Here is a 24,944-nt window from a genome sequence, read left to right as displayed (position 1 = left end):
CACTTGGCGCACCTGACAGGGCTGTCGGTCAACGCTGACGGCCTTGGGAGCGCGCCAGCGCAGAAGGTTGCGCGCGCAATTTTATTTCGCGCGGCCGCGCAGGAGGTCCACCCGGGCTCCGAGCGGACGCATCGATAAAGAAGAGACAGGAAGAGACATGGTTTCAAACGACACAAGTGGCCGAAGTGCACAGAATGGCGACCAGAATGGTCATCTGAAGCGCGGCCTCAAGAATCGCCATATCCAGCTGATCGCGCTGGGCGGCGCCATCGGCACCGGACTGTTCCTCGGCATTGCACAGACGATCCAGACGGCCGGCCCCTCGGTGCTGCTCGGCTACGCCATTGCGGGCATCGTTGCGTTCTTCATCATGCGGCAGCTGGGCGAGATGGTCGTCGACGAGCCCGTTGCTGGCTCGTTCAGCTATTTCGCCGACAAATACTTCGGTCCGTTCGCAGGCTTCCTGTCGGGCTGGAACTACTGGGTGCTCTACGTGCTCGTGAGCATGGCCGAGCTCTCGGCTGTGGGCATCTACATGCACTACTGGTGGCCGGCGCTGCCGACCTGGGTTTCGGCGCTCGTCTTCTTCGTCGTGATCAACGGCGTCAATCTCGCGAGCGTCAAGTCCTACGGCGAGCTCGAATTCTGGTTCGCGATCATCAAGGTGCTGGCGATCGTCGGCATGATCGCGTTCGGCGGCTGGCTGCTGCTCTCGGGCTCGGCCGGGCCGGAAGCGGGCGTCTCGAACCTCTGGCGCCACGGTGGCTTCTTCCCGCATGGCATGTCGGGTCTCGTGATGTCGATGGCCGTTGTCATGTTCTCGTTCGGTGGCCTCGAGCTCGTCGGCATCACCGCCGCGGAAGCCGACGACCCTTCGCACACGATCCCGCGCGCAACCAATCAGGTCATCTATCGCATCCTGATTTTCTACGTGGGCGCGCTGGGCGTGCTGCTCTCGCTCTATCCGTGGGAAAAGGTCGTGTCGGGCGGCAGCCCCTTCGTGCTGATCTTCCATGCGATGAACAGCAACCTCGTCGCGAACGTGCTGAACGTCGTGGTGCTCACGGCGGCGCTCTCCGTCTATAACAGCGGCGTCTATTGCAACAGCCGCATGCTCTACGGCCTCGCGCAGCAGGGCAACGCACCCAAGGCGCTGCTCAAGGTGAACCGGCGCGGCATTCCGCTGGCGGCACTGACTGTGACGGCGGTCGCGACGGCGGCTTGCGTGATCATCAACTACTTCATGCCGGGCAAGGCGTTCGAGCTGCTGATGGGGCTCGTGGTGTCCGCGCTGATCATCAACTGGGCGATGATCAGCCTGATTCACCTGAAGTTCCGCAGCGAGAAGGCGCGCGCGGGCCAGACGACGCGTTTTCAGAGCCTCGGCTATCCGCTCACGAATTACCTGTGCCTGGTGTTCCTCGCGGGCATTCTCGTTGTAATGTATCTGATTCCGGATCTGCGGCTCTCCGTCTACCTGATTCCGGTGTGGCTGGTCGTGCTCGCCGTTGCGTATCGCTTCTGGCGCCGCGGCGCGGTGACGGCGCTGCAAGGCAGCGTCCAGACGCGCTGAGCATCAGCCGTACGATGAATCCCACGGGACCGGCCAGCATTCGCAACCGCTCATAACCAGCAAGCAACCGTCAAGCAAACGCCATGTTCGAACATATCGATGCCTATCCCGGCGACCCGATCCTCTCGCTCAACGAGAACTTCCAGAAAGATCCGCGGCAGAACAAGGTCAATCTGAGCATTGGCATCTATTTCGACGACGATGGCCGTCTGCCGGTGATGCAGGCGGTCCACGCGGCCGAAGCGGCGATCCTGGCCGAACCCGGTCCGAAGCCGTATCTGCCGATGGCCGGGTTCGCCCAATATCGCGACGCCGTGCAGGCCCTCGTGTTCGGTGCGCAGTGCCCGTCGCGCGCGGCGAACCGCGTCGCCACGGTACAGACGCTCGGCGGCTCGGGCGCGCTCAAGGTGGGCGCCGACTTCATCAAGCGCTATTTTCCGCAGAGCCAGGTATGGGTGAGCGATCCCACGTGGGAGAACCATCGCTTCATCTTCGAGCGCGCGGGCTTCGTGGTGAACACCTACCCGTACTGCGACGAAGCCACGGGCGGCCTGAAGTTCGAGGCGATGCTCTCGTCCATCGACGCGCTGCCGGCGAAGAGCGTGGTCCTGCTGCACGCGTGCTGCCATAACCCGACCGGCGTGGATCTGGACGAGGCGCAATGGACCCAGCTGATCGACGTGCTGCAAAAGCGCGATCTGCTGCCGTTCGTCGACATAGCGTATCAGGGCTTCGGCGCGGGCCTCGACGCCGATGCCTTCGCGGTGCGCGAGCTCGGCCGGCGCGGCGTGCCGGCGCTGGTGGCGAACTCGTTCTCGAAGAACTTCTCGCTGTATGGCGAGCGCTGCGGCGGTCTGCATGTGATTTGCGAAGACGCCGCGGCGGCCGACCGTGTGCTCGGGCAGCTTACGGGCTCGGTGCGCTCGAACTACAGCAATCCGCCGACGCACGGCGCGAAGATCGTCACGCGCGTGCTCACGAACCCCGAGCTCAAGGCATCGTGGGAGACGGAGCTGGCGGCCATGTGCGAGCGCATCACGCGTATGCGCCGGGCGATTCACGACGGGCTCGCCGCGCACATCAGCGGCGAGACGCTCTCGCGCTATGTAACGCAGCGCGGCATGTTCACGTACACGGGTTTGAGCGCGGACCAGGTCGAGCGTCTGAAGGAGGAGTTCGGGGTGTATATCCTGCGCTCGGGCCGCATGTGCGTCGCGGGGCTCAACGAGAAGAACGTGAGCATCGTGGTCGACGCAATGGGACGGATTCTCAAGGGATAAGCGGCGCTGGCCGTTTCAGGCCGGTACCGGCCAGGCCATCCGGTACCGGCGCGGCTGCCATCAATGGCGCCTCAGAATCTCATTCCCGTTCCCACTCCGCAAGCGCCGGCGAAACCGCCGCCGCTGCCGCCCCCTGCGGAGCAGAACACGCCGCAACCGGAAAGGCTGGCGGTCAGCAGGATACAGGCGGCCCCAAGCCGCAAGCGCCGCGCGGCGAGACACCGGCGCGAAAGCGGGCGAAGCGTGCCGGCACGAGCACCGGAAGCCGGCGACGCGCCGAAAATCGAAACATGTTTCATCTGGTTTGAGCTTGAATCGAGCCTGAAAGCGGATGGGATCTGCCGGGCCGCCGTTCGAACGCGGGCAGATCGGAGCGGGCTCCACGATAAGCCAGCTGCGGCACGCACTCCAATCAGACGATTCCGGCTTTCCAGCGCCACGTCGCGGCATGCGCTACGCATCAAATTTCACGCTTGTCAATCTGTCGGAGTCTGACGTCGACCATGTCAGACGCGTGGGGTCTTCCAGGTGTTACCCTGATAGAATGCGTGAGCCGCAACGTAGTGGACTGCAGATGAAATTGCTTGATGCCCTCGTCGAACAACGGATTGCCGCCGCCGCTGCGCGCGGCGAGTTCGACGACTTGCCGGGCGTTGGAGCGCCCCAGGCGCTCGACGACGACCCCTTCGTGCCCGAAGAGGTGCGCGTGGCGAACCGCATTCTGAAGAATGCCGGCTTCGTGCCGCCTGCGGTCGAACAGCTGCGCGCATTGCGCGATCTCGAGGAAGAACTCGCCAAGGTCAGCGACAAGGCCGAGCAGTGCTGGCTGCGTGCCCGCATGCTGGCGCTCGGCATGGCGCTCGAGTCCTTGCGCGGCGGCCCGCTGGTCGTGCCGCACGAGTACCGTCGCCGCATCGCCGAGCGCCTGTCCGAACGCGCGACGCTCGAGCAGGGCGTCGCGGTGGGGGCCGCGTGAGCGTGCCGATCGGCACGCCCGCGGGCGAGGTCGACAAAGGCATCGGCGAGCGACCTGAGCCACTGCGGGGCGCTGCCACGCCGCAAACCCCATCGATCGAACCTGCCGAACCCACGGAACCCCAGACGGAGCCCGTCACCGAGCGCGACCGCCATTTCATGCGCCTCGCGCTGGCGGCCGCCGAAGCGGCGCGCGCGGCCGGCGAAGTGCCTGTCGGCGCCGTGCTGGTGCGCGACGACGAGGTGATCGCGACCGGCTTCAACCATCCGATTGGTGCGCACGATCCATCGGCGCACGCCGAAATGGCCGCGTTGCGCGCCGCGGGCACGGCTTTGAGCAACTACCGCTTGCCCGGCTGCGAGCTCTATGTGACCCTGGAACCGTGCCTCATGTGTGCCGGCGCAATCATGCACGCGCGTATCTCGCGCGTCGTGTACGGCGCGCGCGACCCGAAGACCGGGGCGTGCGGCAGTGTCGTCGACGCATTTTCGAACGGCCAGCTCAACCACCACACGAGCGTGTTGGGCGGCGTGCTCGAGACCGAGTGTGGCGACGCGCTGCGCGCATTCTTCGCGGAGCGCCGCCGCGCGAGCCGTGAAGCGCGCCGCGCCGCCGCGGCGGAACCCGGCGTTGCCGATAACGACCGGTAGCGATCGATAACAACGGATAATAGCTGCTGGCGGCCGTGAGCCCACGCCCTGGCAGGTGCATGGCGCGGCCGCAGACCACAGAATCCGTTGACCATGACCATGCATCGCACCATCGAACTGATTGCGCCGTCGGGCTATCCGCATGATCCGGAGGCGGTGCACCGCGCGATTGCGCGGCTTCGCGCCGAGGGCCACCGCGTAGAGGGCGTCGAGTCGACCGAGCGGCGCTTCCAGCGTTTTGCCGGCACCGACGGCCAGCGCGCCGCTGAACTGAACCGCCTTGCCGATCCGGGGCGCGACTTGCCCGATATCGTGCTCGCGGTGCGCGGCGGCTACGGCGCCGTGCGCATTCTGCACGGCCTCGACTATGACGGCTTGCAAAAGCGCCTCGCCGGAGAGCCGATCGCATTCGTCGGCCATAGCGACTTCACGGCGATTCAACTGGCGCTCTACGCGCGCGCGGGGCTCAAGACCTTCGGCGGCCCGATGCTCGTGAGCGATTTCGGTGCGCCGGAATTGAACGGCTTCACGATGCATCACTTCTGGGATGCGCTCACGAAACCCGAATTCACGGTCAAGGTGAAGGCGCCGCAGGTGCAGCATGCCAATGTCTCCGGCATGTTGTGGGGCGGCAATCTTGCCGTGCTCACGTCGCTCATCGGCACGCCTTATATGCCGCCGGTGGAGGGCGGGATCCTATTTGTCGAGGATGTCAACGAGCAGCCGTTCCGGGTGGAGCGGATGCTGTATCAGCTCCATCTGTCGGGTATCCTCGCGCGCCAGCAGGCGCTGGTGCTTGGCGACTTTTCCGGCGGCAAGCCGTTCGACTACGACAACGGTTACGACCTGAACGCGATGGTCGAGCAAGTGCGCTCGGTGGTGGGGATTCCCGTCTTCACGGGCCTGCCGTTCGGCCACATCGAGAACATGGTCACGTTGCCGTTCGGCGCGCAGGCGCAGCTGAGCGCCGACGCTCACGGCTTCGAGCTCGCCCTGAGCGACTATCCGCATCTGGGCTGACAGAGAAAATCCTGATACCGCATGAGCGCCCTCGGGCGCTTTTTTCCAGCGTAAAATATGCAACTAACAGCCAAGAAAAATGAAATTAGCCGAATGCTCTGGATACCGTGTCGCTCCAAAATTGTTGACAAAAAATGGGCCGCTATGGGCTATCTCTTCACAGGAATGGTGCTCAATGCCCCGTATTGACGCGGGTTTCACGGAAATTGGGCGCGCGAATACGACGCGAGTCTGAGTATCTTCCCCAGGTTTGTCGAGAAAATTGTTGACAATATTTATGTCCAAACTAGGATACCCAACATCAAGGTGAGAGACATGCGAAACGCCGATACCGAAGCCGACGCGACCGGCACGAAACCCGAGACCATCGCCGCGCGCATCCGCGCCGCGATCCTCGAACATCGTTTGCCGCCTGGCGCGAAGCTCACGGAAGCGCAGTTGTGTGAAGTGTTCAGTGTCAAGCGCGGGCCGATCCGCCAGGCGCTTTCGCTGCTCGCGAGCGATCACCTTGTCGATCTGGAGCCGAACCGTGGCGCGTTCGTCGCAAGCCCGTCGCTCCAGGAGGTGCACGAGGTGTTCGAGATGCGCCGCATCATCGAGCTCGCAGTGGTGGAGCGTATTTGCAGCGCACAGCACGGCAACCGGAGGCTGAAGAGCATTGGCGAGACCATCCGGCGCGAGCGCAGGGCGTTCGAGGGGCGCGACTATCCGGCTTGGATCCGCCTGTCGGGCGAGTTCCATACCGAACTGGCTGCACTGACCGGCAACACGGTGCTGTGCGATTGCCTGAATGGGCTCGTGGCGCGCTCGACGCTGATTTCCGCGCTCTACGAGTCGCCGGGGCGCAGCCCGTGCTCGTTCGACGACCACGAGGCGATCATCGAGGCGCTGGAAGCCGGGCAGGCACAGGAAGCCGCCGCGCTGATGACGCGGCACCTGCAGGGCGTCGAACTGAAGATGCTCGACCGTCCGGCGGGCGCCTCGGTGGATCTGCAGGATGTGTTTGGCACGCGCGCCGCAACCACGGCAGGGCGTTGAGGAAGGGGTAAGCAGTGTTCCGCCGGCGCTGAGGGGCTTGGAGCCGGGCGGAAACGGATACTGAAGCATGACGGCGGCGTTTGCGCGAAGGGCGGACGCATCGGGTGAATGGAACTGGAGACACGCGCGGCGGGGCGCAATGCAGGCCGCCGCGCGCAGGGAAAAATCGATGTTGGCAGTGCTCGCCGCGATGGCGAGCGCGGGGCAGGCGGCACAGCGAGCAGGGCGCGCGTGAGGCGCGACCGGCGCGGTGCCAGGGGCGTCGAGCCAGACGCCGGGTGGGGCGCAAGCGCTCGCACCTCGGTCCCGAGCCATCCGCAGACATCGCGGCGGCCGCAGCATGCGGCGCAGCGCGAGTTTCGAGGCGTTTCAGGCGTCTTTTTTCCGTCGATGTATCCATCCCAAGGAGCGGATCATGGCTCAGTTCAGCGCGTCACCAGGCAGTCCGGCAGTGCCCACTTTCGATTCATCCGAGAGCAGCGAAGCGGCAGACGGCATGCGGTTGCCGGCCGGCTACAGCGAGCGCCTCTATAACCACGACCTCGCCCCGCTCAAGGAGCAAACGTGGGGTGCCTATAACATCTTCGCGTTCTGGATGTCCGACGTGCACAGCGTCGGCGGCTATGTGTTCGCGGGTAGTCTCTTCGCGCTCGGCCTCACGAGCTGGCAGGTGCTGCTGGTGCTGATCGTCGGCATCTCGCTCGTCAACGTGCTCTGCAACCTCATCGCCCGGCCCAGCCAGCGCCACGGCGTGCCATATCCGGTGGCGTGCCGCGGCACCTTCGGCGTGCTCGGCGCGAATATTCCCGCCGTCATTCGCGGCTTGATCGCAGTGGCATGGTATGGAATCCAAACTTATCTTGCGTCGAGCGCGCTCGTGATCGTCGTGCTCAAGTTCGTGCCGCAACTGATGCCTTACGCAGACGTGCACAAGCACGGCATGCTGGGCCTCTCGGCCATGGGCTGGGCCGGCTTCATGACGCTGTGGGTGCTGCAGGCACTGGTGTTCTGGAACGGCATGGAGACCATCAAGAAGTTCATCGACTTCGCGGGCCCGGCCGTCTATGCGGTGATGTTCATCCTCGCCGGCTACATGGTGTACCGCGCGGGCTGGCACAACATCGGCCTGAATCTCGGCGGCGTGAAGTATCACGGCACGGAAGTGATTCCGGTGATGATTACCGCGGTTTCGCTCGTGGTGTCGTACTTCTCGGGACCAATGCTCAATTTCGGCGACTTCTCGCGCTACGGAAAATCGCTCAGGAGCGTGCATCGCGGCAACTTCTGGGGCTTGCCCGTCAACTTCCTCGCGTTCTCGATCGTCACGGTGATCACCACCTCGGCCACGCTGCCGGTGTTCGGACAACTGATTACCGATCCGGTGGAAACGGTGAGCCGCATCGATCATCCCACGGCCGTCATTCTCGGCGCGCTGACGTTCACGATTGCGACCATCGGCATCAATATCGTTGCGAATTTCGTTTCGCCGGCATTCGACTTCTCGAACGTTGCGCCGCGCCTCATCAGCTGGCGCGCGGGCGGCATGCTCGCGGCCGTGGCGTCGATCTTCATCACGCCGTGGAACCTCTTCAACAATCCCGCCGTGATTCACTACACGCTCGACGTGCTCGGTGCCTTCATCGGACCTTTATATGGTGTCCTGATCATTGACTTCTATCTCGTGAAGCGTGGGCGTCTCGCCGTCGACGACCTCTACACCGTTTCGCCGAAGGGTGCGTACTGGTACACGAATGGCGTGAACTGGCGTGCAGTGTCGGCGCTGCTGCCGGCCGCGGTCATTGCGATCCTCTGCGTGATGCTGCCCTCGCTTGAAGGCGCGGCGAACTTCTCGTGGTTCATCGGCGCGGGCTTGGGCGCGCTGTTCTATCGCGCCTTGACGATGGGCGAACGTGCACGGGCACGGGCGTAACCAGCAAGCACCACGAAACCGCAAAGAAACGAGCAGAGAACTGACATGCGTATCAAGTTGATCAATCCGAACACCACGCAGCGCATGACGGCTGCGATGGGACAGTGTGCGCGCGCCGTGGTTGCGGCCGGCACGGAAGTCGTCGCCGTGAGCCCGACGATGGGACCACCCTCGATCGAGGGCTACTACGACGAGGCGCTCGCGACGCCCGGTTTGCTCGCGGAAGTGGAGGCGGGCGAGCGCGAGGGCTTCGACGGCTACGTGATCGCCTGCTTTGGCGATCCGGGGCTGTACGCGGCGCGCGAGCTGGCGCGCGGGCCGGTGGTGGGCATTGCCGAAGCGGCCATGCACGCGGCCAGCGTGCTCGCGCCGGGCTTCTCGGTCGTGACCACGCTCTCGCGCACGAAGGCGATGGCCTGGCATCTGGCCGAGCGCTACGGCATGAGCCGCTTTTGCCGCAACGTTCGGGCAATCGACGTGGCCGTGCTCGAGCTCGACGAGCCGGGCTCGGCCGCGCGCCGGGCAATCGTCGAGGAATGCCGCCGGGCCCTCGAAGAAGACGGGGCCGACGCGATCGTGCTCGGCTGCGCGGGCATGACGAGCCTGTGCGCGCAGGTGGAAGACGCGCTCGGCGTGCCGGTGGTGGACGGCGTGACGGCGGCGGTGAAATGGGTGGAGGCGCTGGTCGCGCTGCGCCTTGCGACGGCCAAGCGGGGCGACTTCGCGCGCCCGCTGACGAAGCGTTACGATGGCGACTTCGCACGCTTTAGTCCGACGGATGCGGCGGGCGCTAGCGAAACGCCGCCGCCGGTACGGCCGTTGCGGTACGGGTAAACGTGCAGTGCGCGCCCCGCAGCGCCAGGCGGGGCGCGCCCGGCACATACACGTCGCTTGACCCGTACTATCTGTCGGTGCGTATGGGCGCGCCATAACGATTTAGCTACACTGGGCCGATCCTGAAAACGGCATTTTCGGCGCAATGCAAAGCCTTGTGGCGCAAGGATTTCGGCCGGTGCAGCCGGTTTCGGCAGGTGCGGGCCGCCCGCGCGGTCTTCACATTTCGTTATCCATTCGAAAGATTCGATTAGCATGCCACTCGATCCCCAATATCCCCGCGATCTGATCGGTTATGGCCAGCACCCCGTGCAGGCAAACTGGCCCGGTAAGGCGCGCGTCGCGGTGCAGTTCGTGCTCAACTACGAAGAGGGCGGCGAGAACTGCGTGCTCCACGGCGACCCGGGCTCCGAGCAGTTCCTCTCCGAGATCGTCGGCGCGGCCGCTTACCCGGCGCGTCACATGAGCATGGAGTCGATCTACGAATACGGCTCGCGCGTGGGCGTGTGGCGCATCCTGCGCGAATTCGAAAAGCGCGGCTTGCCGCTGACCGTGTTCGGCGTTGGCATGGCCATCGAGCGCAATCCCGAAGTCGCGCGCGCGTTCGTCGAGCTCGGCCACGAGATCGCCTGCCACGGATATCGCTGGATCCACTATCAGGATGCAACGCCGGAACTCGAAGCCGAGCACATGAAGCTCGGCATGGACGCGATCGAGCGCGTGGCGGGCGTGCGCCCGCTAGGCTGGTACACGGGCCGCGACAGCCCCAATACGCACCGCCTCGTGGCGGAGCACGGCGGCTTCCTCTACGACTCCGACTACTACGGCGACGACCTGCCGTTCTGGATGGACGTCGAAGTCTCCGGCGGCAAGATCTCGCCGCAGCTGATCGTGCCGTACACGCTCGACACGAACGACATGCGCTTTGCGACGCCGCAGGGCTTCAACACGGCGGACCACTTCTTCACCTACCTGCGCGACGCGTTCGACGTGCTCTACGCGGAAGGCGACGAAGCGCCGAAAATGCTGTCGATCGGCATGCACTGCCGCCTGCTCGGCCGCCCTGGGCGCATCCGTGCACTGCAGCGCTTCCTCGATCACATCGAACAGCACGACCGTGTGTGGGTTACGCGCCGTGTCGACATCGCGCGCCACTGGCGCGAGCACCATCCCTATCAACCGCAGCAAAACGACCACCGCGGGGCCGCCGCATGAAGGCAATGCACTACACCCTCGACCAGTTGAACAACGCCTCGACCGACGCCTTCGTGGCGGCGCTTTCTGGCATCTTCGAGCACTCGCCCTGGGTGGCGGAAGCGGCGGCGCAGCAGCGTCCCTACGCGAGCATCGACGCGCTGCACAGCACGATGTCGGGCGCCGTGGAAACCTCGGGCGAAACGATGCAGCTTGCGCTCATCAACGCTCACCCGGAGCTCGCGGGCAAGGCTGCCGTTCGTGGCGAGCTGACTGATGAGTCCACGCGCGAGCAGAGCGGCGCGGGCCTGAACCTGTGCACGCAGGAAGAATTCGACAAGCTGCAGGCGCTCAACCGCGCGTATCGCGAGAAGTTCGGCTTTCCGTTCATTCTGGCGGTGCGCGGCTACGACCGCCACGGCATCATCGCGAATTTCGAGTCGCGCGTGAACAACACCCGCGCCGACGAAATGCGCGCGAGCCTCGACCAGATCTATCGCATCGCGCGCTTCAGGCTGGACGAGCTGATCGACGCATGAGATTGACGCCGCGCCCCGCGTTTTACGTGCGGCGCGGCGCTGTTTTAGATCCATAGAAAAGACACGAAGGAAGACAAAGATGGCACTCCCGACTCTCGACCCCAACGCACCGGACTTCACGCGGCGCTACGTGAATCTCGCGGACCCGCGCCTGGGCGCGCAGGCGCTCGAGACGAGCGACGACTTCTTCGCCCCGATGGAGCGCATGCTCAATCCGGAGCCGGCCGTCTTCATCCCGGGCAAGTACGACGACCACGGCAAGTGGATGGACGGCTGGGAAACGCGCCGCAAGCGCACGACCGGCTACGACTGGTGCATCGTGAAGCTCGCCCGCCCGGGCGTCATCAAGGGCTTCGACATCGACACGAGCCACTTCACCGGCAACTATCCGCCGGCAGCGTCGATTGAAGGCGCGTACGTCGCACAAGGCGCTCCGGGCGCCACGACCGAGTGGACGGAGATTGTCCCGTCGACCTCGCTGAACGGCAACAGCCACCACTACGTGGAAGTGTCGAACGACAAGCCCTTCACGCACCTGCGCGTGAATATCTATCCGGATGGCGGCATCGCACGTCTGCGCGTCTACGGCCAGCCGCAGATGGACTGGCAGGGTGCGAGCCGCACGGAGCTCTTCGACCTCGCGGCCATGGAAAACGGCGCGTATCTGGTGGCGGCCAACAACCAGCACTTCGGTCTGGCCTCCAACATCCTGATGCCGGGCCGCGGCGTGAACATGGGCGACGGCTGGGAAACGCGCCGCCGCCGCGAGCCGGGCAACGACTGGGCGATCATCGCACTCGCGCAGCCGGGCATCATCAAGAAGATCGAAGTCGACACGGCGCACTTCAAGGGCAACTATCCCGACCGCTGCTCGTTCCAGGCGGCGCGCGTGGTGGGCGGCACGGACAGCTCGCTCGTGACCCAGGCGATGTTCTGGCCGGAACTGCTCGGCGAGCAGAAGCTGCAAATGGACAAGCAGCACTATTACGAGAGCGAGCTCGCGGCGCGGGGCCCGGTCACGCACGTGCGTTTGAACATCATCCCGGACGGCGGCGTCTCGCGCGTGCGTCTGTGGGGCACGCTCGCCTGAGCGCGGTGAAGGAGACAGCATGAGCGATACGACACAGGCCCTGGGCACGACACTCACCATCGAGCCGCTGACCAAAGAAGCGTTCGCGCCGTTCGGCGACGTGATCGAGCTCGCGGGCGCGAAGCAGATTCCGATCAATCTGGGCACGACGATCCGCTATCACGATCTCGCGAACGTGGACGTCACGGAAGAGAGCGGCCGCACGCTCGTCAATCTCTTTCGTGGTCAGCCGCGCGTGCTGCCGTTCGAGATCAAGATGCTCGAGCGGCATCCGCTGGGCAGCCAGGCGTTCGTGCCGCTGAACGACAAGCCGTATCTCGTCGTCGTGGCGCCGGCGGGCGAGCTGGACGTCACGAAGATTCGCGCGTTCGTCTCGCACGGCTGGCAAGGCGTGAACTACGCCAAGGGCGTCTGGCATCACCCGTTGATCGCGCTGGGCGAGGTGAGCGACTTTATCGTCGTCGATCGGGGCGGCGAGGGCTTGAACCTCAACGAGCAGGATTTGCCGGAGTCGTTCTGGTTGACCGAAGAGGCGATGGCGGCGGCAACGCGCTGATGCGCTGACGCTTCGAGGTACGCGAACGAAAAAAAAGCCACGAACTTGCGTTCGTGGCTTTTTTGCATATTACGAGGCAGGCGCGCGAGCGCAGTGCCTCTCTGTTGCCGGATTGACGGCGATCAGAACTCGTAGCCGACCTGAGCGCGAGCAGCCGTGTTACCGGTGCTCGTGACGGAAACGCCACCGTTGACGAGCCAGTGCATGTTCTGCGAACGATACGTCACGCCGATCGCCGCAGCACTGCCGCCCATGTAGTAGCCGCCACCTGCTGCGACCACTGTGCGCCCCGGACCCGAAGGCGTGAGGTTCGGCATGGCCATCGCTGCGGCCACGCCCGCATAGGCGTTCTTCGAAACGGTGTTGATCGAGCTTTGCAGATTGCCGATCTGCTGGCTGAACGCGTTCGATTGCTGCGTCATCGCGTTGTTCAACTGGTTCAGGTTGACCGCATCGGTGCCCGACGTGCCCGCCGCAACGTTGACGATCTGGCGCTCGGAACCTTCAGCACCGACCGACACGGCGTTGTCGCGATTCGCGATCGAGTTGGCGCCGATCGCCACGGAGTTGTTCGCCGACGCGTTGGCCTTGTCGCCGATCGCCGTCGAATTCGCACCCGTTGCCACCGCGCCGCCACCGACGGCAACCGATTGCGTGCCCGAGGCTGCTGCGACACCACTCGTCGAGTTGACCGAGGTGGCCGTCGAACCGGCCGTGTTGATGTTCTGCAGGGCCTGGTTGAGGCTCGCGACTTGCTGGTTCGTGGCGTAGAGCTGCTGGCCGGTCACCGCATCCGTGCTGTCGTCCGCAAGGTTGCCGTTCTTGAGACCGCTCAAGCTGACGGTGCCGCCGCTCGTGCTGCTCAGCGTCACACTCGAGTGGTCCGCGGAGTCGTAATGCACGGCATCGGCGTCCGTCGAGCTGGTGGCGGAGTCGCCAACGTTCGTTGCGGCGTAACTGGTCGCGGTGGCGCCGACGGTGCTGCTGCCGGTGTTGGCCGCGCCCAGCAGCGAGCGCGATGCCGCGACCACAGGCGTCGTGGACGATGCCGCGCTCGATGCGCTATCTGCCGCTTGCGACACGATCGTGTTCGCGTTCGTAGTCGCGTCCGCAACCAGTGAGGCGATCTCAGCCGTGTTCTTCTGCACACGGTTGTCGAGGTTCGCGATTGCGTCGCCAACCGTATTGACGGTCGTGCCACCCACGGAGTAGGTCGGGGCGATGAATCCGCCGGTCGAATTGATGCCGGCACCGCCGCCGAGAGCCGCTGCCACACTGCGCAACTGGCTCACGTTGACCGCATCGGTGTCGCCCTGGCCTGCGGCCAGGTTGACGATGCGACGCGTGTTGACGGCGTTCTGAACCTGATAGGGCTGGCCGTTTGCGTCATAGGCGACATACGAGGTCGTGCCGTCATTACCCACGGAGACCGTATTCGACTGGTTCGCCACCGAGCCCGCGCCGATTGCCACTGCATCCCGTGCGTTCGTGTACGCCTGAACGCCGAGCGCGACGCCGTTCGTGACGGGCGTATAGGCGCTCGAGCCGATCGCGATGGCGCCGGCACCGGTCGCGCGCGCGGCGTCGGTGGGGCCCAGGGAGCCGGAGTTATTGGCGAGACCGGCGACTTGCGAGTAGTACGCCGCTGTCGTGTAGCTGCGCGTGAGGCCGCTGGAGTTGACATTGGAGCTGCCGTTTGCCGCAGTTACCTGCTCCCGGATGGCCTGGACTCCGCCGCCGCCGCCCCCGGTCGCCGCACTGACGATCGAATAGACCTGACCGACGTTGGCGGCGTCCGTCTGCTGGACACCGTCGGCCACGTTGCTGATGACGGTGCCCTTGGGCAAGTATCTCCGGTCGGTTTTGCTGACGATATACGCGCTGTTGCCCTCGCCCGGATCGAGGACGATTTGCGAATTCGCCGTGCCCATCGTGTTCGGCACATAGAGGACGGCAGGATTGCTCACCTTGCCATTGGCGTCCATGCTAAAGCCACCATACTGGTAGCTGGTCGGGTCCGTCGATGTCGCCTGCGCGCCCCAGCCGGCCGTGGTCAGGGTGTTGTTGATGTGCGTGATGGAATTCGTGAACGACTGGGTAATGCCGTACAGCTGCCCACCATTGACCGCATCCGTGCTTCCATCCGCTATGTCGCCCGCCGCCACGTTGATCAGCTTCGTGCCGCCCGTGCCGCCAAACGTGAGGCTGCTCATGCTCGGGTCGTCGTACACCACCGCGTCAGCCGTCTTCAGTGCGAGGTTGTTGACGGCGGTATTGGTCGCATAGAGCTGCGAGCCGTTGACGGCATCGGTCGACGACTCGCTCAGGCGGCCTGCGGCGAGGTTCGTGAGCGTGCGTTCATTGCCGGCGCTGCCGATGCTGACGGTGCTCGTCGGATTGCTGCCCTCGAAGGTGTAGTCCTGGCCAGCAATCGTTGCGCCTGCGGTACCGACCGCGGCAGCCGTCGTGGAGCCCGCGCCGAGTGCGATCGCGTTGCTTTGCGATGCGGTGGCGCCGGTACCGATGGCGAGTGCGTTGTCGCCGCTTGCGAGCGCCTTCGCGCCGACGGCGATCGCCGCAGCGCCCGTTGCGCCTTCGCCGTTGTAGTTGCTGTCGCCCGCTTCGCTATTGATGCCGACGTAGTGCGCCGACCCGCCGACCTGCTGGAGGGCGTCATAGAGCTGCGAGCCGTTGACGGCGTCGGTGCTGGCAGACGAAACGTCGCCGTTGGCGACGTTATGCAGTGCGACCGGTTCGCTGGCCTTTGAGCCGCCGAGCGTCAGCGAATCGTGCGCCGACGAATCGTAGATCACCGCATCGGCGAGCGTGCCCTTGATGTTGGTGATGTCGCCCTGGATGGTGGTGACGTCGCCGGCGAGGTCCGAGATGTGCGAGTTGGTATCGAAGAGCTGCGAGCCGTTGACCGCGTCGGTGCTGGCAGCCGAAACGTCACCGTTGGCGACGTTATGGAGCGCGACCGGATCGGCGCCCGAGCCGCCCAGCGTCACCGAATCATGCGCCGACGAGTCGTAGATCACGGCATCAGCGAGCTTGCCCTTGATGTCGGTGATGTCGCCCTGGATGTTCGTCACGTCACCCTGGATGGTGGTGACGTCGCCAGCGAGGTCCGAGATATGCGAGTTGGTGTCGAAGAGCTGCGCGCCGTTGACCGCATCGGTGCTGGCAGCCGAGACGTCACCGTTGGCCACGTTATGCAGTGCGACCGGATCGGCCCCCGAGCCACCAAGCGTCAGCGAATCATGCGCCGACGAGTCGTAGACCACGGCATCGGCGAGCTTGCCCTTGATGTCGGTGATGTCGCCCTGGATGTTCGTCACGTCGCCCTGAATGGTGGTGACGTCGCCGGCGAGGTCCGAGATATGCGAGTTGGTGTCGAAGAGCTGCGCGCCGTTGACCGCATCGGTGCTGGCAGCCGAAACGTCACCGTTGGCGACGTTGTGGAGCGCGACCGGATCGGCGCCCGAGCCGCCCAGCGTCACCGAATCATGCGCCGACGAGTCGTAGATCACGGCATCAGCGAGCTTGCCCTTGATGTCGGTGATGTCGCCCTGGATGTTCGTCACGTCACCCTGGATGGTGGTGACGTCGCCAGCGAGGTCCGAGATATGCGAGTTGGTGTCGAAGAGCTGCGCGCCGTTGACCGCATCGGTGCTGGCAGCCGAAACATCACCGTTGGCCACGTTGTGGAGCGCGACCGGATCGGCGCCCGAGCCACCAAGCGTCAGCGAATCGTGCGCCGACGAATCGTAGACCACGGCATCGGCGAGCTTGCCCTTGATGTCGGTGATGTCGCCCTGGATGTTCGTCACGTCGCCCTGAATGGTGGTGACGTCGCCGGCGAGATCCGAGATGTGCGAGTTGGTGTCGAAGAGTTGCGCGCCGTTGACCGCATCGGTGCTGGCAGCCGAAACATCACCGTTGGCCACGTTGTGGAGCGCGACCGGATCGGCGCCCGAGCCACCAAGCGTCAGCGAATCGTGCGCCGACGAATCGTAGACCACGGCATCGGCGAGCTTGCCCTTGATGTCGGTGATGTCGCCCTGGATGTTCGTCACGTCGCCCTGGATGGTGGTGACGTCGCCGGCGAGATCCGAGATGTGCGAGTTGGTGTCGAAGAGTTGCGCGCCGTTGACCGCATCGGTGCTGGCAGCCGAAACATCACCGTTGGCCACGTTGTGGAGCGCGACCGGATCGGCGCCCGAGCCACCAAGCGTCAGCGAATCGTGCGCCGACGAATCGTAGACCACGGCATCGGCGAGCTTGCCCTTGATGTCGGTGATGTCGCCCTGGATGTTCGTCACATCACCCTGGATGGTGGTGACGTCGCCCGCGAGGTTCGAGATGTGCGAGTTGGTGTCGTAGAGCTGCGCGCCGTTGACTGCATCGGTGCTGGCAACCGAAACGTCGCCGTTGGCCACATTGTGGAGGGCGACCGGCTTGCTGGCGTTCACGCCGCCGAGCGTCAGCGCATCGTGAGCCGACGTATCGTAGACCACCGCATCGGCGAGCTTGCCGTTGATGTTGGTAATGTCACCCTGGATGTTGGTGACGTCGCCAGCGAGGCTCGAGATGTGCGCGTTCGTGTCGTAGAGCTGCGCGCCGTTGACGGCGTCGGCGCTGGCAGGCGACAGCGCGCCGTTGGCCACGTTGTGCAGCGCGACCGGCGCGCTGGCATTGCTACCGCCCAGGGTGACCGAGTTCTGTGCCGGCGAGTCGTACTGCACCGCGTTGCCGACGCCAGCAGCGATGGCATAGAGCTGCGAGCCGTTGACGGCCTCCGTGCTGTCCGCCGAAATCTTGCCCGGCGCGAGTTGGACGATCTTCTGGTTGCTCATCGTGACGACGCTGTCGAACGTCGTCGGGCCATAAACCATGACGCTCGCGCCACGGATATTGAGCGTGCCGTTCGTGTAGCCGGCCACCTGCGCCGTCGACGCGCCAAACCCATAGCCGCCCTTCGTATCCGCCGCGTTGTTCAGCGAGAACGCGAGGCCGTCGCTTGTGCCCTTGCCGTCGGTCGAGCAGTCGAGCGACTCGCTGCCGCCGCTGTAGCCCCACGCATACCCCTTTGCGCCCGAGCAAATCTCGAGACCGCCTTGGCCCAGCGTTCCCGCTGTCGCGGCAAAGGTAGCACCCGATGTGAGGCTTGTTGCGAGTCCAACAGCCCCGGTGGCGAGGACGGCGAGCCGGCGCGAAGATTTGCGGTGTGCCGTGGCGGTTTCGGGCGCAGCTACCCAAGTTTGGTCTGTTTCGCTCCAGACTGAGCGATAGGTCTTATTCATTCAGGCAACCATATTAGAGTTGATTTTTAGTCCGCGCATGCGCCTCTGACATCCTCGCGAATGTCTGGATCTCGAAAAAAAGCCACGTTTTGGCGATGCGTGGCGCAACTCTATGGGTGGAGCATGGGTGTCAGGAATACGAATATTCTTAATTCGGTCTGGAAACTGTTACAAGCTTCGGATGACGAATCTTTTTGTGCGTGGTGCATACAGATTATTTTTACGGCTTGACTGCAGCGATAAATCAATATTCCTATTGTTTAGATAGAAAAACTAATTAAATTGAGAATATTGTGTATTTTTGTAAATTAATATGAAAATATGTCAACAATGGATTGGATTTAATTCTGCCTGTTAAGATAGCCGCGCCACCAAAACGGGGTGGTTTTCACCTACACACTGGAGAACCAGAAATGGAAAAAATCGATCGCGGCCAGCTCGCCAACGCCAAACTCGCAGGCGGTTGCTGCAAGTCCAAGAATCAGCCGCAGCCGGACCCGACGCCGGTTCCGCGTTAATCACCTGAGCTGAACGAAAGGGGGGACGCCCCCTTTCTGCTTTTCGGACCTGGGTTCGTTCCGACCTCGTTGGGCCATGCACATGACCGCCGGCGCTCTTTCGCAATCCCTCAAACGTCTTTACGCACGACTCGCGAGTCGGCGGCTGGCGCTGCGCCGGAGGTTACTCGCATGCCTGCCTTTCGCGGCGGTCGAGCGAATCGCACTCGCCAGCTGGATGATTCGGGCGACCTATGACGGCCGGCTTCGTGCGACTGGCGTGTCGCGCTACGAGACCGGGCGCATCGACATCGGCCTCGCGCGCGCACAGGCGTTGCGCACCATGAGCGCAAACGTGCGCGAAGCGTGGCTCGATGAACGTATTTATGCCGGGCGTGCGTTGCGCCGGGACGCGTGGCCCGATCTGCGAGCTGCCGCGCATCAACTGGCCTCGCGGATCAAGCAGATCAAGGCCAGCGAACCCGGTCGTGTCGTGGTGCTCTCGCCATTTCACTACGTATCGCAATACGCGAACATCTATGTAGTCGACGAAGTGCGCCGCGTGTTGGGTCTCGAGTCGATGGCGGTCGTGTCCGGCGTGCCACGCGACATTTACGGCAACGACGCTGCGATAATTCCTTCGCTTCGCATCCTCTATACCTACGATGAAAAAGGTCGCGAGAGCCGCAACAGTTTGGGTTTGCGGGTCATACGCGCACTGCGTCGCGACGGCGTAGCGGTGGTGTTTTCCGACGTCCCGCCCTATACGCTGGCCAAATATCCGATGGAGACCGTAGGGGTGACGATCGGCGGCAGGTCCGCGCGCGTGCACAACGGCGTCTTCAGGATCGGCACGCCCGTAGATGCGCTCCTGCTGCCGTTTTATCTGAGCTTTGAGACAGGGCGCTTCGGCGTTAGGATGTTCGAGCCCATCGCGCTTGCCGATGCCGCCGCGCCGCAACGTCTCGCCAATGATATCGAGATTGCGCGCCGGGAAAATTATCCGCATTGGCTCTACGCCGGGCATCCATCGGTTTATCACTTCGCTGCTAGCCGTTAGGAATCTTTAATAAGCTTTAACAAATAGCCGCACGAGCAGACCAATCGGCGCGTAGCGCCGGAGAATACACGACCGGCCGGCATGACCGGCCGCGGGGACTTATAACAACGTGGAACCGATTTATCTTCCCGAGTTTCGGGATATCCGCTGGCGCTGGATCGCCTATGCGGCATCGACGATCGTCGTGCTTGGTGTTGCATTTGCCTTTACGCATGAAGTCGAACTCAAGCAGGACGTGCGCTGCGAAATCGTGTCGCCTGCGGAAATCAAGATACAAGGCGCGAGCGGACTGATTTCGTCGATCTACGTTCGGCCACCCGAGCAGGTGAGCGCCGGCCAGCCGCTTTTTCGCGTCGAACGCGATTTGTCGCTCGCGGGTGATGGCGTGCGCCGATCCGTATTCGATGTCCAGGTGCGCGACGAAGAGCGGCGCGCCGCCGACGCGCGCTATACCCAGCGGCATATCGATCTCACGAGCCAGTTCGCCACGGCACGCTCGAACGAAGCGAGCCGTCGCGCCGAGCTTGCCGAGCTGGACGTGCAGGGCGCGCAGAACAGCCTGCTCGTAAGCGAGGCGCAAAAGAAGCTCGCACGTCTCGAATCCGTTTCGGACTATGTCGCCGCCGACCGTGTCGAGCAGGCGCGCGCGGATCTGCATCAGAGCCGGATCGCGCGTGCGGAGGCGTCCTCGCGTCGGCAGCAGACTGTGGCGGCACTCGCCGACCTGCAGAACAGCCAGACCTCGCTCACCGCGCAACTCAACGAACTCGAAGCGAGTCATGCGCGCGATCTTCAGGAAGCGGATGCCCGCTTCGAGCAAAACCGCCGCGACGCGACGATTTCCGCACCGAAGGCGGGCACGGTGACGTTCTCGCGACTCGTGCAGGGCAGCACGCTCCAGCCCAGCGACGTCGCCATGGTGATCGTCACGGATCCGGCGCAGCCCTTGCGTGCCGAATTGCGCATTCCATCGCGCCGCCGCGGTTTTGTGCACGAGGGTCAGACGGTGCGCCTGAAGTTCGACGCGTTTCCCTATGCGCGCTTCGGCTCATACGAAGCGCGTATCGACTCGATTTCGCGCACGACGGTCGCCGCAGCGTCGGCGCCCACCGGCCCGGAAGCGGCTGCGGCCGCCGGCAACGGCGGCACGCCGCCGGACCAGGGCGACGAGTACGTCGCGTGGGTCACGCTGCCCGGCCACACGTTCCACTACGGCTCGCAGCGCTTCGACATTCTGCCGGGCATGCAGGCGACCGCGAGTGTCGTTGTCGAGCGGCGCACCATCGCCGAATGGGTGCTCGAGCCGCTGTTCAAGATCGTACGAGGCTGAAATGCAGGTGATCTACCAGAACGAAGTCGCTGAGTGCGGCTACGCGTGTCTTGCCATGGTGCTCACGCATTTCGGGCGCGCCACGGAGGTGCGCGAGCTTTCGGCGTACCGGCCGATCTCCGCGAACGGTCTTTCGCTGATGGACCTGTACGATACGGCGACCGATTTCGGGCTCGAAGTCCAGGCGTTCCGCTTCGACGCGTCGCAGGTCGGTGAAATCAAGCGCGGCTCGATCATCCATTTCGGCGGTGCGCATTTCGTGGTGTTCGAGCGCGCGACACGCAACTATGTCACCTTGCTCGATCCAGCGGTCGGACGCCGGCGCATCGCGATGGACACCTTCCTCGCCTGCGTTTCCGGCTATCTGATCGAATGCGCGCCAACCCCGGCGCTCACGCAGATCAAGCGGCGCTCGCGTGTGCCCGCAGCGCTTGCGCGCCTGCGTGCGCTCAACCCGCAACTGCGGGGCCAGTTCGGAAAGATTCTTTTTGTCGCGTTCGGGGCGCAGTTTGCGATCCTCGCGCAGCCGTATTTCGGCTCGTTTGCGCTCGATCATGTCGTGGCCGCGGACAACCTCGAGCTGCTCAACGTGCTCGCGCTCACCTTCGGGACGATCTTCCTCGTCGGCGCGCTCAGCCAGTACGTGCAGGGCGTGCTCGTCGAGCTGCTGTACGCGCGCATCAGCGTGAATTCCACCGAGGGGCTCTTCGCGCACCTGCTGCGCGTGCCTATCGCGTACTTCGAGAAGCGCAACGTCGGTGACATCTTCACGCGCTTCAAGTCCCAGGAGGAGATCAACGTCTTCGGCTCGCGTCAGGCCGTGTCGTTCTGCATCGACGTGACGGTCGGCTTGCTCGCGATGCTGTTGATGTTCGTTCAGAACGCCAAACTATCGGTCGTCGTGCTGGTGATCTTTGCGGTCTACATCATCGTTTCAGGGGCGATCTTCGCGTCGATGCGCGACGCGCACGCACGCGTTCTGCAGGAAGGGGCCCGCTGCGACGATGCACTCTTCGAGACCGTGCGCGGCGCCTCGCTCATCAAGCTCTCGCAAGGCGAGACGCGCCGCGTGGCGCGTTACATGGAGCTCTTTCGCACCTATGCCTCGGCGCTGTTCCAGAGCAGCCGGCTTTCGGCCACGCGCGACGCGGTCCTCAAGCTGCTCATGCACGTGGAGACGCTCGCCGTCACCTGGTTCGCCGCAAAGCTGATGCTGGGCGGCGTGCTCTCCGTCGGCGCCTTCTACTCGTTCATGATCTACAAGGCGCTCTTTTCCGAGCGGATCGCCGCCACCATCAATACGGGCTTTGCGTACTACATGCTGAGCGTGCCCGTCGCGCGGGTCGACGATATCGTCGCCTGCGAGCCGGAGCGCTATACAGCGCTCGCCGATATGCACAAGACCGTCGAGGTGCGCGAATTCGAGCGCATCGGCGTGCGCAACGTGACCTTCGCTTATGGCGTTTCCGACCAGCCCGTGCTCGCGGGGGCAAACATCGATATCGCGCGCGGCGACAAAATCGTCATCACAGGGCCCTCGGGTGCGGGCAAGTCCACGCTCTTCAAATTGCTGGCCGCTTCGGAGGTGCCGCAGCAAGGCGAGATCACGCTCAACGGGATTGGATGGCCGAATCTGAGCGTCGACGAGATCCGCCGTCACGCCGTCCATATGCGGCAGGGCGACATCATCCTGCACGGCTCGATCGCCGACAACATTTCGCTGTTCGAAGGCAATCCCGACGAAGCACGCATTCTCGCGCTGCTCGACGAGGTCGGCTTGCTCGATGACGTGATGCGCTTGCCAATGCGTACGCGCACGATCATCAGCGATTCGCTGGCGAATGTCTCCGCAGGGCAGCGGCAGCGATTGTTGCTGGCCCGCGCGCTGTATCAGCGGCGCGAGTTGTTGCTGCTCGACGAGCCGACCTCGAATCTCGACCCGGTTGCCGTGCGGCGTATTTCGGCGCTGCTCCAGCGACTCGATCGCACGGTCGTGGTCATCACGCACGACGTTGCCATGGCCGAGGGCTTCGAGAAGCACTACCGGCTCGTCGATGGTGCGTTCGTGCGGGTCGAGCGCGAGCACGCCGGCGCCGCGATGGAGGGCATCGCATGAACGGCGCTCGTCCACGGCGCTCCGTGCGCGCGATCGCACTTGCCTGCCTGCTGCTCGCGAGCGGGGCGCGCGCCGCGGACCTGCTTTCCGTGGTCGACGATGCGCTCGATCACGACCCGGCGCTCGCCGCCTCGCGCGCGGCTTCACGCGCTGCCGCGCAGGCCGTCCCGAAAGCGCGCGCGGGACTCCTGCCTCATGTCACCGGCGGCTGGGGCCGCGCCTATAACGGCATCGTGACCGAGGACTTCCCGACCCAGCACTACTGGCAGAGCGGCTGGACGATCGGGCTGACGCAACCGCTCTTCAACTGGGCAAGCTGGACCGCGTACCGGCAGGCCGACTACGAGGTGGCGCGCGGCCGCCTGGAGGCGGCCAGCGTGATGCAGGACACGATCCTCGCGGCAGCGAAGGCGTATTTCGACGCGCTCGCCGCCGACGACGAAGTGGCGCGGGCCACCGACTATTTGCGCGCGCTCGATGCGCATCTCGCGCTGGTCATGCGCGCGAAGGCGGCCGGAGAGGCGACGCTGATCGACGTGCAGGACGGCGAAGCGAGCCGCGCGCAGGCGCAACTGCAGTTGCTCGATGCGCAGAGCCAAGCGCGTCTTGCGCGCGCGGCGCTCGAACGTCTCGCCGGCAAGCGCGTGGAGACACTCGCGCCGCTGCCGCCCGGCGGCGCACCGAAGTTGCAGCCTGCCGACGTCGAACCGTGGGTCACGCAGGCTCAAGCGCACGGCTATACGGTGCAGATCGGCGAGGTGGCGCTGCAGATCGCGAAGTTCGAGACCGAAAAGGCGCGCGCGGGACGCTATCCGACGGTCGATCTGCAGGTTACCCACACGCCGGCCGGCGCGGCGGGCGGCTATTCGAGACCCACGACGACGACGACCGGCATGGTCTCCGTCACGATTCCGATTTTCTCGGGCGGCGAGATCACGGCGAGAGTGGCCGAGGCGACGGCGCTGGAAGACAAGGCGCGCGATGAGCTCGACGCGGCGGTGCGCGACTCGGGCGCCGGCGCGCGCGATGCGTGGCTGCGCGTGGGCTCGGGCGAGGCGCGCGTGAATGCGCTGGAGCAGGTCGTGGAGCGTGCGCAGTCGGCGCTCGACGCTACGCGCATTGGCTTCGGCGTGGGCAGCCGCACGAGCCTCGATGTGCTGCGCGCGACCGACACGCTCTATGCGAGCCGGCGCGACCTGATACGCGCGCGCTACGACGCCGTGCTCGCTTTGCTCAAGCTGCTGTCGCAAACCGCTACGCTCGATCTCGACGAAGTCGGGCGCATCAATGCGCAGCTCTTTGCGGGAGGCGGGGGGCAAGAACGCGGGCAGGTGAGCAGGGCTGCAATGCCGGCGCCGCCAGCGCAGCCGCTGCCGGTAACGGGTAGTCAGGCTGATGCAGGCAAGGCGTCGGCGCGCCGCGACGTAAATGCTGTAGAGAAAATCGCCCGCGGCCCGAGCGAAGCCGTAGCAGCGACGCCGCGCGCTGACGCACCGGTGGTGCGGGAAACCAGCCCTGGTCTGCCTGTTTTCGCGCGACCGTCGGTGCGAAGCGAGGCATACGCAGCGCCGAAAAGCGAGGTGACACCGCCGCCGCGTGGTGCCATCATGGCCGCGCCAACGCCAACGCCAACGCCAACGCCAACGCCAACGCCAACGCCAACGCCAACGCCAACGCCAACGCCAACGCCAACGCCAACGCCAGCTACAGTGCCAGCGACTGCACCAACAACACCAACACCAACAGCGACTGCGCCAGCGCCAGCGCCAGCGACATCAACAACGGCCACGCCAGCACCACGTGTACCACGTGCGCTATCTGCATCGGACATGGCACCGGCGGCGCCAGCCCTGCGCAACGGTTACGTGCCACTCGCTCCTTGAGCGTCGCACCCCTCTATTGCCTGGCCGCCCAAAGGAAAAAGCCCGAAGCGCTATGCTTCGGGCTTTTTTCGTCCT

The 24,944-nt window shown here is 64.5% G+C and carries 17 protein-coding genes; 16 read left to right on the top strand and 1 reads right to left on the bottom strand.

Annotation, left to right across the window (positions count from 1 at the left end):
- The first annotated feature begins 157 nt into the window (after positions 1-157).
- The 12 genes from E1956_RS11250 to E1956_RS11195 all read left to right on the top strand — a co-directional run bounded on the left by E1956_RS11250 (position 158) and on the right by E1956_RS11195 (position 12,680).
- The gene (locus E1956_RS11250; protein ID WP_134748878.1) at positions 158-1,573 is read left to right on the top strand and encodes an amino acid permease; all 1,416 of its coding nucleotides are present in this window, start codon (positions 158-160) and stop codon (positions 1,571-1,573) included.
- 83 nt (positions 1,574-1,656) lie between these two features.
- A complete protein-coding gene (locus tag E1956_RS11245; protein WP_134748876.1) occupies positions 1,657-2,853 on the top strand; it encodes an amino acid aminotransferase in 1,197 nt (398 codons plus the stop codon).
- Positions 2,854-3,427: 574 nt separating this feature from the next.
- A complete protein-coding gene (locus tag E1956_RS11240; RefSeq protein WP_134748874.1) occupies positions 3,428-3,829 on the top strand; it encodes a DnaJ family domain-containing protein in 402 nt (133 codons plus the stop codon).
- A gap of 95 nt (positions 3,830-3,924) precedes the next feature.
- Complete coding sequence (gene tadA / locus E1956_RS11235; RefSeq protein WP_232071417.1) at positions 3,925-4,479, top strand: tRNA adenosine(34) deaminase TadA; 555 nt, start codon at positions 3,925-3,927, stop codon at positions 4,477-4,479.
- A gap of 93 nt (positions 4,480-4,572) precedes the next feature.
- Complete coding sequence (gene ldcA / locus E1956_RS11230; protein WP_134748872.1) at positions 4,573-5,499, top strand: muramoyltetrapeptide carboxypeptidase; 927 nt, start codon at positions 4,573-4,575, stop codon at positions 5,497-5,499.
- A 315-nt stretch (positions 5,500-5,814) separates the two neighbouring features.
- Positions 5,815-6,537 (top strand): GntR family transcriptional regulator, encoded by a 723-nt coding sequence (locus E1956_RS11225; RefSeq protein ID WP_134748870.1) that lies wholly within the window; start codon positions 5,815-5,817, stop codon positions 6,535-6,537.
- A 415-nt stretch (positions 6,538-6,952) separates the two neighbouring features.
- A complete protein-coding gene (locus E1956_RS11220) occupies positions 6,953-8,467 on the top strand; it encodes an NCS1 family nucleobase:cation symporter-1 (protein WP_134748868.1) in 1,515 nt (504 codons plus the stop codon).
- A gap of 45 nt (positions 8,468-8,512) precedes the next feature.
- Positions 8,513-9,301, top strand: a complete 789-nt coding sequence (locus E1956_RS11215; protein WP_134748866.1) for an aspartate/glutamate racemase family protein — start codon at positions 8,513-8,515, stop codon at positions 9,299-9,301.
- Between the two features lie 255 nt (positions 9,302-9,556).
- Positions 9,557-10,516 (top strand): allantoinase PuuE, encoded by a 960-nt coding sequence (gene puuE / locus E1956_RS11210; protein WP_134748864.1) that lies wholly within the window; start codon positions 9,557-9,559, stop codon positions 10,514-10,516.
- Positions 10,513-11,034: a 2-oxo-4-hydroxy-4-carboxy-5-ureidoimidazoline decarboxylase gene (gene uraD, locus E1956_RS11205; RefSeq protein ID WP_134748862.1), complete on the top strand. Its 522-nt coding sequence runs from the start codon at positions 10,513-10,515 to the stop codon at positions 11,032-11,034. The genes puuE and uraD overlap by 4 nt, the downstream gene beginning before the upstream one ends.
- Before the next feature lie 79 nt (positions 11,035-11,113).
- A complete protein-coding gene (gene alc / locus E1956_RS11200) occupies positions 11,114-12,124 on the top strand; it encodes an allantoicase (RefSeq protein WP_134748860.1) in 1,011 nt (336 codons plus the stop codon).
- A gap of 19 nt (positions 12,125-12,143) precedes the next feature.
- Positions 12,144-12,680 carry an ureidoglycolate lyase gene (locus E1956_RS11195; RefSeq protein ID WP_134748858.1) on the top strand — a complete coding sequence of 179 codons (537 nt, stop codon included), beginning with the start codon at positions 12,144-12,146 and terminating at the stop codon, positions 12,678-12,680.
- A 122-nt stretch (positions 12,681-12,802) separates the two neighbouring features.
- Here the strand turns inward: E1956_RS11195 and E1956_RS11190 are convergent, their stop codons facing one another.
- The gene (locus E1956_RS11190) at positions 12,803-17,983 is read right to left on the bottom strand and encodes an ESPR-type extended signal peptide-containing protein (protein ID WP_134748856.1); all 5,181 of its coding nucleotides are present in this window, start codon (positions 17,981-17,983) and stop codon (positions 12,803-12,805) included.
- Positions 17,984-18,835: 852 nt separating this feature from the next.
- Between E1956_RS11190 and E1956_RS11185 the strand changes: the two genes are divergently transcribed.
- From E1956_RS11185 to E1956_RS11170, 4 genes are all read left to right on the top strand, one after another.
- A complete protein-coding gene (locus tag E1956_RS11185) occupies positions 18,836-19,540 on the top strand; it encodes a hypothetical protein (RefSeq protein WP_232071110.1) in 705 nt (234 codons plus the stop codon).
- A gap of 109 nt (positions 19,541-19,649) precedes the next feature.
- Positions 19,650-20,870, top strand: a complete 1,221-nt coding sequence (locus E1956_RS11180; protein ID WP_134748854.1) for an HlyD family secretion protein — start codon at positions 19,650-19,652, stop codon at positions 20,868-20,870.
- A 1-nt stretch (position 20,871) separates the two neighbouring features.
- The gene (locus E1956_RS11175; RefSeq protein WP_134748852.1) at positions 20,872-22,986 is read left to right on the top strand and encodes a peptidase domain-containing ABC transporter; all 2,115 of its coding nucleotides are present in this window, start codon (positions 20,872-20,874) and stop codon (positions 22,984-22,986) included.
- Entirely contained in the window at positions 22,983-24,869 is a 1,887-nt protein-coding gene (locus E1956_RS11170; protein ID WP_197732785.1) for a TolC family outer membrane protein, read from the top strand. The genes E1956_RS11175 and E1956_RS11170 overlap by 4 nt, the downstream gene beginning before the upstream one ends.
- The last annotated feature ends 75 nt before the right edge of the window (positions 24,870-24,944 follow it).

The organism is Paraburkholderia pallida (genome assembly GCF_004524855.1).
Classification (GTDB): Bacteria; Pseudomonadota; Gammaproteobacteria; order Burkholderiales; family Burkholderiaceae; genus Paraburkholderia; species Paraburkholderia oxyphila.
The sequence above is the reverse complement of the archived record's forward strand: the minus strand, read 5'-3'. Positions and strand labels throughout refer to the sequence as shown.